Consider the following 14,851-nt stretch of genomic DNA (forward strand, 5'->3'; position numbering starts at 1 on the left):
GGTCGTCTATTCAAAAAAAACGGTAAAGAAGAAAGCCGAAGCATTTTTCGCACTCATTCTTTCCATGCTATACTTTTTCAATTATTGTATACGCAAAAATAATTCATTTATAATTGAAAGCTTCAGTTGTGTTTTAGAAATTTTGGTACGAGAATTGTACATTATCAATCCATTCGCATACGAAATGGATTGGTTTTTATACTGACTGATCTACAAAATAGACTGACTTATAATGATTTGCACATACCATTCCGCTGAATAATAACCCGGTTAATCGGGTCTATTATTTATTCATCTATTATGCAGTGGGTTAGCTTAACAATAAAAAAACAAACAAATCGTTTTATTGGCAATACCAGCAACAAATTCTCTACAATCTGGCAATTTTTTAACCCAATGGGGTACACCTAGAACCGCATCACAATGCTGTTTTTGTACCGGATAGCCTTTTTTCACAGGCTATTTACTTAATTCAGGGTGATCTATTCTAAAAAAAACAGGCCTTTGACAGCCTTTTATGCTAAGCAGCAGTGAGTTGTTTAGCCACTTCATCTGCTCAGATTTAACAGTATACCTATGATCCAATCGTGTTTTGTCGCCTTTTAACATGCGCTATTTATTGAACCTTTTGGGTAGCAATTAAAAATTTCCGGTGGCACCAAGTCATTGACTCTACTGGTCGTTAATCCAAAAATAAAATCAAATTAATTCCCTCCGCAGTATGTGGCTAAAACCGAGAATACCCTGGCGTTTTTTTTCAGTAATCCTGGTTTATTTCACCATTCACTGGTTTATTGAAAGCCTACCCGATTTGATCCGTTATTTTTCTAACCGCCCCTAAAAACAGAAAATTCTGTTGTTCTTCCGAATGATGGTTTTTACCAGCAGGGGTTTCCCGGAACATTCCGGATAACCGTTCCTGAGTGAACAAAAAAAAGCGGGCTATTCGCCCGCTCTGTCTTACACGTCTACTTTTGCATATTTGGCGTTTCGCTCAATGAACTCCCGGCGGGGCGCCACCTCATCGCCCATCAGGGTTGAAAAGACGTGGTCGGCTTCGGCGGCCGACTCGATCGTCACCCGCTTGAGGCTTCGTTTCTCGGGGTCCATCGTCGTGCTCCACAACTGTTCCGGATTCATTTCTCCCAGACCTTTGTACCGCTGCACGTTCACGTTCTCCTCACGACCCGATCCGGCCAATTCCCGAATAGCGGTTTCGCGTTGTTGCTCCGTCCAGCAATACCGTTCTTCCTTGCCTTTTTTGACCAGGTAAAACGGCGGCTGGGCGATGTACAGAAACGCATTGTCGATCAGCGAGCGCATGTGGCGGAAAAACAGGGTCAGAATCAGCGTCCGGATGTGGCTGCCATCGACGTCGGCATCGGTCATAATGATCACCTTATGATACCGCAGTTTCTCCAGGTTCATCACGGTTTCGCCATTGACGCGTTCGTAGCGAATCCCGAGCGCCGTAATGATGTTCTTGATTTCTTCGTTTTCGTAAATCTTGTGCTCCAGGGCTTTTTCCACGTTCAGGATTTTCCCCCGCAACGGCAAAATCGCCTGGAAGGCACGGTTACGGCCCTGTTTGGCAGAACCGCCGGCCGAATCCCCTTCCACCAGGTAGATTTCGCAATTCTCCGGATTGGTGTCCGAACAGTCGGCGAGTTTACCCGGCAAGCCCATACCGCTCATGAAGTCCTTGCGGTCCGTCATGATGCGTTTGTAGGCCAGATCGGCGGCAATCCGGGCCTGTGCTGAAATCAACACCTTCCGAACGATCGACGAGGCTTCTTTCGGGTGTTCCTCCAGCCACATTTCGAGCATTTCAGCCACTGTCGAGCTAACGGCTCCAACGACATCGCTGTTCCCCAGTTTGGTCTTGGTCTGGCCTTCAAACTGCGGTTCAGCCACTTTCACCGAAATAACGGCGGTTAGCCCCTTGCGGAAGTCACTCCCGTCAAAGGTCACTTTACCGGAGTTTTTCCCCAGCAAATGCGCATTGCGTTCGGCATATCCTTTCAGAATCCGCGTCAAGGCGGTCCGGAATCCCTGCACGTGTGTGCCGCCTTCAATCGTATTGATGTTGTTGACGTAGGAAGAGATATTTTCGCCCGCTTCCATGTTGTAGACCATCGCCACCTGAACGGGTGTCGTACCGGTCTCGCGTTCCATGTAAATGGGCGACATGCCTTCCAGGGAAGGACGGCTTTCATCCACATACTTCACAAACTCGGTCAAACCGCCTTCCGAATAAAACTCCGTGTGAAGGGGTTCGCCCTGTTCGTTCATATCACGCAAATCGGTCAGGGTAATGCGAATGCGTTTGTTGAGAAAGGCCAGCTCGCGCAAACGACCGGCTACGGTATCGTATTTGTAAACGCTTTCGGTAAAAATCGAATCATCGGGTTTGAAGCGTACCGTTGTTCCGGTATCCGTTGCCGTACCGATCTCCCGAACGGGATAAACCGGCTGCCCGATGTGGTATTCCTGCTCGAACACTTTGCCTTCGCGGTGTACTTCTACGTGCAGAAACGTCGAGAGTGCATTCACGCAGGAAACCCCCACGCCGTGCAAACCACCCGACACTTTGTACGTATCCTTGTCGAACTTACCCCCCGCGTGAAGCACGGTCATTACCACTTCAAGGGCTGATTTGCCTAATTTAGTCTGCATTCCGGTCGGAATACCCCGGCCGTTATCTTTCACCGTAATCGAATTATCTTCGTTAATCGTAACCTGAATGGTATCACAATAACCGGCTAAAGCTTCGTCGATGGAGTTATCAACTACTTCCCAGATCAGGTGGTGTAACCCTTTGATACCAACATCGCCGATGTACATGGCCGGTCTTTTCCGAACGGCTTCGAGACCTTCCAGGACCTGGATATTGTCTGCATCGTAATTACCTCTGGAACGTTCTTCGGGTGTGATGTCGGCTTCAATTAATTCGTTTGTCATAGAATGCAATCAGTATAGCTCCGTTTTACGGAATTGTTATAAGAAATGCGGTTAAAAGGACGATTTCGGATAGTAAAAATACAAATTTTTCGGGTCATTTCCTAGCCCCGTTCGGCTTAACGTATAAATATACCTACAAAACAATGGACAGCAAAATTTTGTGGTTACGAATAGCGGTAAAAATGAGCGGGAATTGGCATTTTTAAAACTAAACCAATCCCTTTTTCGTCTATCTAAAGGGAACATCCATCAAGCATAGCAAGTACATGAGAAAACTGTTGTTTTTCGTAGCCATTTCCGCCTTCGCACTGACTTTCAGCCAATGCAGCGTCAACCGCCAGATCACGCAGGCCAAAGCCCTGGGCGATTGCAAATTCAATATCACATCGGCCGACAGCGTTTACCTGTCGGGCATCGACGTCCGGAAACTGAAAAATCTGGAAGATCTGAATCCCATGAAGTATCCGCAACTGGCCACGGGATTCATGACCAAAAGCATTCCGCTGAGCGCCCGGATCAACATCGACATCACCAATCCGACCAATAAAACGGCGGCCATCGACCAGTTGGAATACAAAATTATGCTGGCGGAACAGGAGCTTTTTAACGGATTTGTCAACCAGCGTATTGAAGTGGCCCCCGGTGGCGGCTCAACGCGCGTTCCGATCAAGCTGAACGCCAATGCCTACAAACTGATGACCGACGAAAAAACCCGCGATGCGTTCACGGATCTGGTGCGGAACATGAGCGGTTCGAACAGCGCCAAACCGTCGATGCTGACGATCAAAATCAAGCCAACCCTTGCGCTGGGGAATAAGAAAGTCAACTATCCCGGTTATATCACGATCGATAAGGAAATGACGAATAAGATTCTTTTGGGGCAATAACTACCAATAGCGAACACGGAATATTGAATAACGAATATCGAAGTACGGTGCAGGCATGATTTCGATATTCGCTATTCAATATTCCGTGTTTGATGTTCAATTTTCAATGTTATTCAATATTCCGTGTTCGTTCCTTACAAAGAATAGCTTTCCTCTACTTTCCACACATTACTCGCATAAATCAGCAGCTCGCGGACGCGGTGGCCGAGAACGAGACGGCATTTGGGCCGGGCGCCTTTTTCGAGGTAACTGATGGCTTCCCGGTTCAGAATGTGGCTTTTCCCGATCCGGATGAAAGCATCCGGGGGCAGAAGTTTTTCGAGTGCATCAAGCGTTAGATTCGGCACATTGAGGTGTTCCTGTTTGGAGCAATAGACGTTGATCTGCTTGTTGGCCGATTCGCAGTACATGATGTCGGCGACCTCAATGCGATGAAGCGCCACCGAATTCTGAAACGTCAGAAACCGGGGACCCGACAAAACCGCCGACTCCGGGTTCTGGCTGAACGCCCTTTCCAGTTGAGCCGTCAACTCGATTTCATGCTCTTTGTCGGCCTTCCACTTGTGATAAAACAGCCGGAATTTCGCTTTCAGAATCAGCGGATCGATGGGCTTCACCACAAAATCCGAGTGCAGATGCGGGGCGGCTTTTTGAACCGCCGTGAGTGCATCGTCGGGATAGCCCGAAATGAAAATGACGCCGTAAAACTGTTGCTGCAAGGTGAGTTCATCCAGCAATTCGAAACCGCTGCGGATGGGCATCTTGATGTCCAAAAAAATCAGATCCGGTTTTTGTTCCGCAATCAAATCCAGCCCCTCCGTCACATTGCCGGCCTCGCCTACGACACTCACTTCCGGCACAGAGGATAACATGCTGCGCAACGTCCGACGAACCGGCAGCTCGTCGTCGACAATGACCGATCGTACCATCAATGCGTTCATAGTGAGTCGTTTAAAAAAAATCAGGAGATCGATTCGTCGGAATCGACCAAATTCTCTTCCGGTGGCAAAACCGGGTAAAGGGGTAAAAGAGCCTCCAGCCGAACCCCCGACACTCCGGTTTCAAAGTTAGTCAAATCGGTTACGTGCTGCGAACTTTTCAAGGCGTTATACTGGTTAAGCTGGTCGAAAACCGCCTGGTTGATAGCCAGCCCCCGGCCCGTGCTCCGGCGCCGGTATTGCCGGGCTTTCACCAGCCCAACTCCATCGTCTTCCACTTTGATTTGCAGATACCCGGCAGACTGGCAAACGAAAAGACGCACGGTTCCACCTTCGGGTTTATGTTCCAGCCCGTGTTTGATGGCGTTGGAAACATAGCCCTGAATCAGCATTTTGGGCAGGTTGGTCTCCATCGGAATGCCTTCGCACACCTCGATTGTAAACTGAACCCGGTCGCCAAACCGCAATTTTTCCAGATCCAGGTAATTCCGCACAAACTCCAGTTCCTCCTGAAGCGTCCAGAAAACCCGGCTGCGGGTCATCAACTGATTCCGGAAAATGGAGCCAAATTTGGCCAGATAACTCACCACCGTGTCCGGATCCGACTCATAGGTAATCGACTGAATGGCGGTCAGGAAGTTGGCGACAAAATGCGGATCGATCTGATTCGTAATGGCTTTCACCTCCAGCAAAGCCCGCTTCCGGCTGGCTTCAGCCAGTTGACGCCGGATTTCCGACTCCTGTTTTTCCCGGTTGGCGGCTTCCACTTCCAGTTGCGCCACCCGACGCTGAATCTGGAGCTGTTTCAACCGGCGTTGCGCCAGCACCCGCACCTGCCGCAGACGCCCGTAAAACAGCCCGCCAACCACCAGAACGATCGCCAGCGTTCGGAACCCCCAGGTGGCATACCAGGGTGGGGCAATGCGAAATTCCTGCACAATAGGTTCGGTATTCCATAGGCCCTCGGCGCGCAACACCTGAAGGGTCAGCCGGTAGGAGCCGTCGCCCAGGTTTTGCAGGGTGAACGAATTTTCACGGATCGGTTCCGACCATTCGGGGGTTGTCGGGTTGCCATCCAGACGTTCCAGGCGGTAGTGGTAAGTCGTACTCGCCAATAAGTCCGTGCTCCCGGTTTTCTGAAGTTGAACCTCCAGGTCGTTTTCGCTGGATTTGAACGCTATTTCACCGGTTTGCGTCTCCACCACCCGACCCGACCGCATATCCCGAAATGCCTGAATCCGGGTTGGCACCGGTTTTAACAACTGAAAAAGCCGCTTTTCCGAAATCATCATCATGCGGTCGCGCGTGGCAACCCACAGCCGTCCGTGTGAATCGAGCAGAATACCATTGAAAATGCACTGACTGCCGCGAAATCCGTTTTCCCGGTCAAAATACGCAAGCCACTCTTCGCCCGTTTCATAAAACCGCTCCATATCGAACACAAACAAGCCTTCCAGCGTCCCAACCAGCAGGAAACGGCCCATGGGTCGGCAATAGGTAATGGTTCGCTGGATGAAGCCGGGAGCGATCCGCCGGTATGTTTTATAATCGTACAACCAGAGTCCATCCCCGGTTGAAAGCCACAGGTTCCCGCGTTTATCACGCCGGACTTCGGCCAGCGTTTGGGTCGGCAATCCCTTATTTTTTTGGGTAAGCTGCCGGAAGGATCGGCCGACCCCATCCCACAACAGCGTTTTATTCAAACCCGAAATCCAGAAACGCCCGAATCGGTCGGTTTCAATGTTTTCATACTGGTCGGGCGGCATCGCCACCACATCCAGAAGTGCCAGCGTCCGGCGGTTGTAGATGAATAAATTCGTGTTGGAAACAACCAGGTAGCGGTTTCGACGGACATCGTCGTAAAAACCCAACGGCAGCGTAGCCGTGTCGGAACCCGGCAACCGGCGGAAATCCCGGCCGTCGAAACGGAAAATTCCTTTTTTCGGTTCGGCCACCAGCATGATGTTTCCATCGGCATCCATCCGGCTTGCGGGCTGAAAATAGTCGGCGGGCATCGATTTGCGATACGTCCGGTCGGCCACAATGCCCTTGTCAGTCAGGCGGCTTAGCCCTCTTCCCCAGGAGCCAAACCAGATGACGCCGTTCCGGTCTTCGGCCACGTTGTTGGTTTCTTCCAGCCAGCCTTCCGAGTTGTCGAAATATTGCCAGCCACTCATTTTGATGTTGATCAGCCCATGATGCGCCGTACCGACCCAAAGATCGCCCCGGTGATCGAACAGCAGCCGGTTGGCGGGCGACGAGCTGATGTGGGAGTTGGTCACCGTTTTGCCATCGTACCAGCAGATGTCGAGGTCACCCTTCGTTTTCTGAAAAGCCAGTTCGCCATTGAGGCCAATGGCACACAGCGATACTTCGGAAACCGGCACCGGCACCTCATACAATTTACTCACCGTCTGGTTTTCAATCCGATAAACCGTCGACCCGGCCATCGCATAAAAACGACCAGCCGGATCGGTCAGCAACTGTGTCAAGGCAAGCCGGTCGACCAGCAAGGTCAGGCGGTTGTTCTTCACTTCCCACAACCGGCCGTCATCGGTCAGCAACAGCATCCGGCGATTGGGCCAATCGGTCAGGATGCCCCGAAACCGTTGTTCCGGATTGGTAAAAAACCGTCGGGTCACATCCTGCATCCGGTCTTTCTCCCAGCAATACAGCCGCTGGCCAACGTTCCCCGGTTCCATTCGGGCGGCAAACCACAGCTTGTTTTCGTGGTCGGCGGTCATGAACACCACTTGCTGCTGGGGTTCTTTCCGGCCGTAGTTGACCGAAAACTCCTTGACGGTCAGTCCTGTTGTGGTGATGTTGTTCATCCGGAACAGGCGGTTTCCCGCGCAGGCCCACACCGTTCCGTCGGGCGCATCGGTCAGGTTGTCACCCCCGTCCGGCAAGGCCGGAATTTGTCGCTGGTTGATAATCGGAGGAACGCCGTTGAAATAATTGAGTCCGAAATACGTACCGATCCAGATTCTGCCAACGCGGTCCTGATACAAACCCGACACATAGACGTACGACAAACCGTCGTAGACGCCGTAAGTTCGGTCGGAGAATTGCTGGGCCACGCCCACGCCCGTCCAACCGCAACTCACCAATCCGATCAAAAGCCGGATCAGGCCATAGTTTCGTTGAAAGAGTAGGCAGAGGGGCATGGCAATGCGATAGAATGATGACAATCAAGGTACAAAGGATGTCGCGGTATCACAATGGGGTGTGATCCTCAACCGATGAAAATGGCTTTTGGACGGTCATAACGAACCGATCACTTCCTATGATTTTTCAGATTTACCCCAAAACCAGACGAGCCACACTGCGCAGTGTGGCTCGTCTGTTCGATGAGTGTGGCTAAAAAACGATGGGTCCGCGGTACGTCAAGATGGTTGACAGGCGCGATTGACGCTTACAGGTCGGAGGTCAGGCGGGTTCTTTTGCAACTGCCCACCTCAAACCGGACCGAACTCGACCATTTGGTCACCTGCTTGCCATTCAGCGTTGCGACCGCATCGAGCGAGTAACTGCCAACCGGTCGGCTGATGTTCAGAACGACGCCCGCCGTTTCTGACCCGCAGGGTGGCACACTTTGCTGGGTCGTGGCCAGATACGGTTTGGAGAGCAATCCAACGGTTTTCCCGTCCAGTTTCACTTCGACCTGGTCAAACTTTGAAGCCGACAGGCTGGTGTAAATCAGATAAGAGCCTAAATCCTCCGGTTTTACCTCGTTAGAATCTTTACAGCTAACAACAGCAAGAAGCGTAGCAAGTGCTAAAACAAATTTTTTCATGGCAGTAGTAAATGTTGTTGGTGATTAATGAGTCAAAATTAATCACAACTGCCCGCAGGATCGGGCAATGCCTTACCAGCCAGACGAATAGCTACCTACAGCCGATGAAAGAGTGAAACGGAGCGATGTATTATTGAACGGCAAAAAGAATTAAGAGTGAAGAGTTGGCTGACGAATTACACTCTTAATTATTCACTCTTCACTAATTAAAGTTTTTGGCTGTGAGAAGCCACTCGTAGGGGTTTTGGGGTTGCGGGAGTCCGTCGGCCTGGAGTTGCAGGTACATGATGTGCAGATGCGTTGGCGAACGGGTTGCGTAGGCATTGAAACCGGTACGGCCTACTTCGCTAATCTTTTGCCCCGATTGTACCCAGTCGCCCGGCCGAACCACAATGGCGTTGTTGTGGGCATAATACCACAAGCCGTCGAGAATGGGGTCATAGATCCAGATCCAGTTGCCCCCCCGGTATTCCTGCCCTGGCGTCCAGGCGGTTTCGATGGCCAGCACCACGCCACTGGTCATCGCCAGCACATCAGCCGGGCGGTCGGTGTTGTCGTCGATGCAGTCCTGGTTGCGGTCGGAAATAAAAATGTCCTGCGCGGGGTGGCTGCCCCGGACGTTGTAATCGAATAGGTCGAAGCCCCTGGCCCGGTAGCCTTCTCCGCGTGAACCACCAATGGCGTCGGGGGAATAGTTGCGAAGGGGAAACGAAAAATAGGCGGTTTGAAGAATGCTGTCGCGTCGGGTGCTGTCGAGTCGGAAAGGTTCGGCGGTGCGGAATTTCCCGCGCAGGCCAAACATGATGTCACTAAAGTGTTTGCGGGCCGAATCCGGAAGCACACTTTCTTCCCGAATCTGGGTGTAAAGCCGCTGAAACTGGTAACACATCGAATCGACCGGCGGAATGTCGGACCCGGCCCAGGCCACAGTTTGCGACGAAGCTGAATTTGATAAACCAATCCACAAAGCGCTTAGGACGCCGATCCACCGCATAGTTTCCCAAAATCCTGATTTCACAATAACGAGTTGTATTCGATCCGCTGAAGGCCGAAAATACGCAAAAAGTCCCGAATATGGTTATTCAGGGCACGTAATCCGGTAGAAACGGTAGGTCAACGTGACGCCGAGGTAGGTGTATGTATCTTTGGAAACGGGGTCGCCGTTCCGCAATTTATCCGTATCACCAAAGGTATTGGCCCCGAAATTGTCCAGGTAATCGGATCCGGAAAACCGGGTTCCGTATTCAAGCCCCAGACTCCAGGGTCGTTTAAATTCGTACTTCACGCCCACGCCCAGCGGGAAATGGAAGAGCGATTTTCGCTGGTAGCCCGGACTCCGGGGGTTGGTCTTAAAGGTGAACAGGCCCAGTCCGCCAAATACGTAGGGCGTCCAGTTCTTCACTTTCCGCTGACTGGCATAATTCAGGAAGTTGTATTCCATCAACACGTTCAGTTCCCGGATCGAGGTCTTAAATGACAGATCACGCGCCTGTTGAAACGGATCGTTAAACCGGCTGTCTTTCCCGGCAATCTGCCCTAAACCGGCGTTGATCCGCACCGTGAACGGCTGACTGACGTTGTAACGCACCAGCAAATTACCGGCGGGGCGAATGTTTCCCGGAATCAGGCTGGGGGCCAGGTCGCCCTTGTAAATCATCCCGCCCAGACCGGCACCCACTTCCCAGGTCGGAGTCGATTGTGCCCACGCGCTACAGTTCATCACCAGACAAAAAACCGTTATCACCCAGCCATCCGTCAGAAAACGGACGACCGACTTACGATCAGGCACCAAAATATACGGGCAGACAGACAAGGGGTAATTTATTTGATCGGTGGGCATTTAATTCGTGGCGTCAGAACGTAATGTACCTGAAAGCTAATGGTCATGTAGCCATCGTTGAAAACCCCGTCGGCCCCCCGCGTAGAATAAGCAGGATCAGCGGCCAGCACGCCCATAGGGTCGGTCGTGTTCAGGTAGTTTTGTAATTCAGCAACGCGGTCGCCCCCTTTCCGGGCAGCGGTCGGCTCCAGACGGCGGTCGGACATCACCCGCGCCAGATCGTCTTTCAGGATGGTTGGATCCGGGTAGGCTCCGCCGGCATCGTCCAGGTAATCGCTGGTCGTATAGCGGAATCCAATTTCACCGGCCAGACCAAACCGGTCGTTCAGCCGGTATTTCACCCCAAAGCCCACCGGAATTGCCAGGGTGACCAGGGAATACGGTTTTACGCCGTTTTGCCCCTGCCCTTCCGTTCCGAGCGGTTGCAGTTTTACCCAGCGTTGCTCCGTGTCGTCGGGCGTGGTGCCGAAACCAACCGGGGTTCGGGCTTCCGGGCTGTGGGCAACGGCCGCAATTCCCAGAAATACATACGGCGTCAGTTTGGCACGGTAATTCGGATTGCGTCCGTCCGGCACAAACTGATAAATCCCGGAGAGGGCAAATTCTTTCAGATCATTGCGAAAATGCAGGTTCCGGGCGTATTGAACAATCCCGGAATTGAGGTCTTTGCGGTTGTAGGTATAATCGTCACCCGCGATTCGCGCCCAGGTAAACGACGCACGCGCGGCCAGCTTCGGCGTAAAGTGCCGGGTATACATGGCCCCCGCGCTCCAGCGCATCATTAGAAATGTGGATTTAAGGGGTTTGCGATACCCGGCAATCTCGCCGTAATAGCTGGCGGTTCCCAGTCCCAGACCCACTTCCGAATAAGGTACAAAGGGATTTCTGCCATTTTGCGCCTGTGCATCGACCGGTTGCATCGCCAGACAGGTGGCAGCAATCAAACTGGTAATCAGTAGGTTATTCTTCATGTTTCTTTGCTTACTACCGCACCGGAAACCCGGAGCCTCTGATTCATCGACTGGAATTTTGACCGGTTTGGCCAATCTCCTCCTCTGAAACGCCCGTTTTTGGTATTTTATTGGGTCGCTTGCTAAAACTGTTGCGCATTCTGAGCGAAAGAAGGCTCCAGATTGCTGTAAAGGTATTTTGTCCGGTTTAATTTCGAATATCCCAGCCCCAGCTTAGCTTGTTTCGCAGCGTATTCAGAAAACTGTCATCGCTCATCTTAACCAGTTTGGCCGCAAACGTTTCTTTTCGGACACTCAAACGGGTACCGGTGTTGATGGTACGAAAACGGGAGTCTACCGAAACCAGAAACGTATTGCTGCGACTTTCCACTTCAAACGACAATTGCGCCGAATCCGGCACCACCATCGGCCGGACGTTCAGGTTGTGCGGGCTGATGGGCGTCACGATGAAGTTGCTGTTGTGTGGCAGCAGCAGCGGCCCTCCACAACTCAGCGAATACCCGGTCGAGCCCGTAGCCGTTGAAATGATCAGGCCATCGGCCCAGTAGGAATTCAGAAACTCACCGTTGAGGTAGGTATGAACGGTGATCATCGACGACGTTTCGGTTTTGGTAATGGTCACATCATTGAGTCCGAACGGAACCCCGTCGAAGAGGTCTTCGTCTGATTGAAGATTCACCAGCGTCCGTTCATCGAGCCGGTAGTCGCCGATCGACAGAGCTTGCAGCAGTCTTGGCAGCATTTCCGGATTTTCGGGTGAAATGGTGGTCAGAAAACCGAGCCGGCCAATGTTGATGCCTACAATCGGAATACCGCGCGGCCCGGCGTGGGTGAGCACTTCGAGCAGCGTTCCGTCACCGCCGAGGCTGAACGCAAAATCGGCGTCGAAAATGTTGAGGTACGAGGTATACGTTAAGGTAGAATGGTGGGCGATACCGGCAGAATCCAGGAACGAACGGTAGATTTCAGATAGCTGCACTTCTATTTGCCGCCGGGCCAGCTCATCGAACATGGATTGGATGAACGGGGTAGCCAGGTCGGCAAAATTGCGTCCGTGAATAGCAATTTTCATAAAAATCGTCAGTCAGTTCGTCAGTCAGATTTGCAAAGATGAGAGAAAAGTCCAAGAATCTGCTATCGACTGCCGACGGAATGCCGGATGAATTACGAATCCAGGTACCGGAGCAACAAATCGAGTCGTCCCTGGTCGATGGATTCGATGGGGGTATTGGCAAAAGCCGCTTCGATGGAGTAGCCAAAGCGTTCGAGTGTGGCAACCACCGGCGTAATGTCTTTGCGATTGAGTTTGAGCGTGAGCCGCGATTTATCGGGCATTCCGTAGGCAGCGCCCGCAAAGTAACTGCTGATGATCCGGACGTTGTTCGATTCGACCAGCCGACTGATTTCGGCCATCGAGTAATCGCGTTCGTTGATGGAGAGAATCAGAATGGCGCCCGCTTCCTGAACGCCCAGCAATTGGGCAAACTGTTTGAGGAGTTCAATGGCAGAAACCGTCCCGACAAACTCCTGTTCGTCGTTCACCACCGCAATCACCTGCAGCCGGTGTTCGGTAATTAAACTCAGGAGTTCGTAGAGGTGCTGGGATTCATGAACCGACAGGTGCTCGAAAAGCCGCATGACCTCACTCAACTGGTGGGTATCATCCGGCACATCCATCAGCAGGTCTTCATTGACGAGGCCCTTGTACTGGCCCTGATCGACAATGGCCAATTGGCCAACACGGTGTTCCTGCATCCAGTCGAGGGCCTGCCCAACGGTATCCGTCGGCTTCAGGGCCGGTATCATCGGGTCTATTAGTTCGGAGGCCAGCATCGATGTCGGTTGTTTACTACTCTGTACCTGTTTATTGTCCAAAAGCATCCGGAAAATTTCTGGAAGAGATCTCCGATGTTGTGTAACTGGAACAGTATAGTTGAAAACTAAGAAATTTCCGTTAGAGTTTCAAAATCTTTTCGGAAATTTCTTAATTCCATCAGGCAATGGTGAGATCGCTCTGCCGACTGGTAGCATTCAGGGGTTGTCGGATGAGCCAATCGGTCAGCAGCGTATTGAAACGATCCGGATGTTCCATCATGGGCGCATGACAACATTTATCAACAAAGTGCAATTCTGAGTTGGGAATCAGGCGATTGAATTCGTGGGCTACTTCCGGTGGCGTAATGGTATCGTTCAGCCCCCAGATCAGGAGGGTGGGTACGGTAATGTGCTGGATTTCCTTCGCCACATTGTTGCGTTGGGCCGATTTGGCAATGGCCACAATCCGCAGGCATTTCGGAATGCTGTTGGTAATTTCGAAGACTTCGTCGATCAGTTCTTTCGTCGCTACTTTCGGGTCGTAGAACGTGTAAGCAACCCGTTCGGCAATGTAGTCATAGCTGCCCCGTTTCGGGTAAGAACCGCCCATCGAGTTTTCAAACAACCCGGAGCTGCCCGTCAACACGAGCCGTTTCACCATATCCGGATGTTTCAGCGTGTACAACAGCCCGACATGGCCGCCCAGGGAGTTCCCCAGCAGCGTCAGATTGTCCAGATCTTTGAAAGCCAGAAACTCTTCAATAAACTTCACAAGTCCTTCCAGTCCGGCTTCCCGAATGGGCATTTCATAAATTGGCATCACCGGAATTACAACCCGATACCGGTCAGCGAAGGCGTTGATCACGCCGTCCCAGTTGCTTAAAGCGCCGAATAATCCATGAAGTAAAAGCAATACGTCGCCTTGTCCTTCATCAATGTAACGGAAGTTACCTTCTTTCCGAACACGATAGTTCATAGCGGTCTTGGTTTTGTCGTAGAAAAATTGGAAAAGTACAACGAAATGGTCACTATTTAGTTGTTTTCACAAAGGTAATCCAATTTTTTAAAATTGCTAATCCGTACTGGGTCAATGCCGCTTCGGGGTGAAACTGAATGCCCCAAAGGGGCAGATTTCGGTGCCGAAACGCCATGTTTTCGCCCTCATTCGTAGTGGACAGTTCGGTCAGTTCGGCGGGCAGGTCTACCAGCACCAGCGAATGATACCGGGTAACCATGAACTCGTCCGGCAAATTAGCTACCAAAGCATCCTCAGCCGATTTCCTAATCACCGATAGTTTTCCGTGCATCGGTTTGGCCGCCTTGACCAGCCGGGCGCCGTAATATTCGCCCAACGCCTGATGACCTAAACAAACACCCAGCATCGGAAGTTGCTCGTGGTAGTGTTCGATTACGTTTAACAGACAACCCGCCTGTCGGGGTGTTCCGGGGCCGGGCGACAAAACTACGCCGTCGTACGATTCCGCCGTGATCTTGTCCAGCGACGCCGTATTGCGCACCACCCGACACGTTGCCCCGGCCTGTTTCAGGTAGTCGACGAGCATGTAAGTAAACGAGTCGATGTTGTCCAGTACGAGTAAATGCATGGGGGATGAGAAACTAAAAGTACAAAAGTAATCATCCTA

General features: G+C 51.6%; 12 protein-coding genes. 1 reads left to right on the forward strand and 11 read right to left on the reverse strand.

The annotated features are described in order from the left end of the window. Window positions 1-960 precede the first annotated feature (960 nt). Window positions 961-2,961 carry a DNA topoisomerase (ATP-hydrolyzing) subunit B gene (gene gyrB, locus FH871_RS01305; protein WP_138989535.1) on the reverse strand — a complete coding sequence of 667 codons (2,001 nt, stop codon included), beginning with the start codon at window positions 2,959-2,961 and terminating at the stop codon, window positions 961-963. A 266-nt stretch (window positions 2,962-3,227) separates the two neighbouring features. On the opposite strand from gyrB, the gene FH871_RS01310 reads away from it, so the two are divergent. After that, window positions 3,228-3,848 carry a hypothetical protein gene (locus FH871_RS01310; protein WP_138989536.1) on the forward strand — a complete coding sequence of 207 codons (621 nt, stop codon included), beginning with the start codon at window positions 3,228-3,230 and terminating at the stop codon, window positions 3,846-3,848. Between the two features lie 134 nt (window positions 3,849-3,982). On the opposite strand, the gene FH871_RS01315 is transcribed toward FH871_RS01310, so the two are convergent. From FH871_RS01315 to FH871_RS01360, 10 genes are all read right to left on the reverse strand, one after another. After that, entirely contained in the window at window positions 3,983-4,789 is an 807-nt protein-coding gene (locus tag FH871_RS01315) for a LytTR family DNA-binding domain-containing protein (protein ID WP_138989537.1), read from the reverse strand. 20 nt (window positions 4,790-4,809) lie between these two features. Beyond that, window positions 4,810-7,953 (reverse strand): two-component regulator propeller domain-containing protein, encoded by a 3,144-nt coding sequence (locus FH871_RS01320; protein ID WP_138989538.1) that lies wholly within the window; start codon window positions 7,951-7,953, stop codon window positions 4,810-4,812. Window positions 7,954-8,201: 248 nt separating this feature from the next. Further along, on the reverse strand, window positions 8,202-8,582 hold the full coding sequence (locus tag FH871_RS01325) for a hypothetical protein (RefSeq protein ID WP_138989539.1): 381 nt from the start codon (window positions 8,580-8,582) through the stop codon (window positions 8,202-8,204). 202 nt (window positions 8,583-8,784) lie between these two features. Then, entirely contained in the window at window positions 8,785-9,576 is a 792-nt protein-coding gene (locus FH871_RS01330; RefSeq protein WP_138989540.1) for a M23 family metallopeptidase, read from the reverse strand. 84 nt (window positions 9,577-9,660) lie between these two features. Beyond that, window positions 9,661-10,371 (reverse strand): DUF6089 family protein, encoded by a 711-nt coding sequence (locus FH871_RS01335; RefSeq protein ID WP_229316931.1) that lies wholly within the window; start codon window positions 10,369-10,371, stop codon window positions 9,661-9,663. A 32-nt stretch (window positions 10,372-10,403) separates the two neighbouring features. Beyond that, window positions 10,404-11,393, reverse strand: coding sequence for a DUF6089 family protein (locus tag FH871_RS01340; protein WP_138989541.1), 990 nt, complete (start codon window positions 11,391-11,393; stop codon window positions 10,404-10,406). 187 nt (window positions 11,394-11,580) lie between these two features. After that, complete coding sequence (locus tag FH871_RS01345) at window positions 11,581-12,465, reverse strand: NAD kinase (protein ID WP_138989542.1); 885 nt, start codon at window positions 12,463-12,465, stop codon at window positions 11,581-11,583. Between the two features lie 92 nt (window positions 12,466-12,557). Then, window positions 12,558-13,226, reverse strand: coding sequence for a CBS domain-containing protein (locus FH871_RS01350; RefSeq protein WP_114409423.1), 669 nt, complete (start codon window positions 13,224-13,226; stop codon window positions 12,558-12,560). A gap of 160 nt (window positions 13,227-13,386) precedes the next feature. After that, window positions 13,387-14,184 (reverse strand): alpha/beta fold hydrolase, encoded by a 798-nt coding sequence (locus FH871_RS01355; protein ID WP_138989543.1) that lies wholly within the window; start codon window positions 14,182-14,184, stop codon window positions 13,387-13,389. Between the two features lie 52 nt (window positions 14,185-14,236). After that, complete coding sequence (locus FH871_RS01360; RefSeq protein ID WP_138989544.1) at window positions 14,237-14,812, reverse strand: aminodeoxychorismate/anthranilate synthase component II; 576 nt, start codon at window positions 14,810-14,812, stop codon at window positions 14,237-14,239. Between the last annotated feature and the right edge of the window lie 39 nt (window positions 14,813-14,851).

This window comes from Larkinella sp. C7 (assembly GCF_006149005.1).
Lineage (GTDB): Bacteria > Bacteroidota > Bacteroidia > Cytophagales > Spirosomataceae > Larkinella.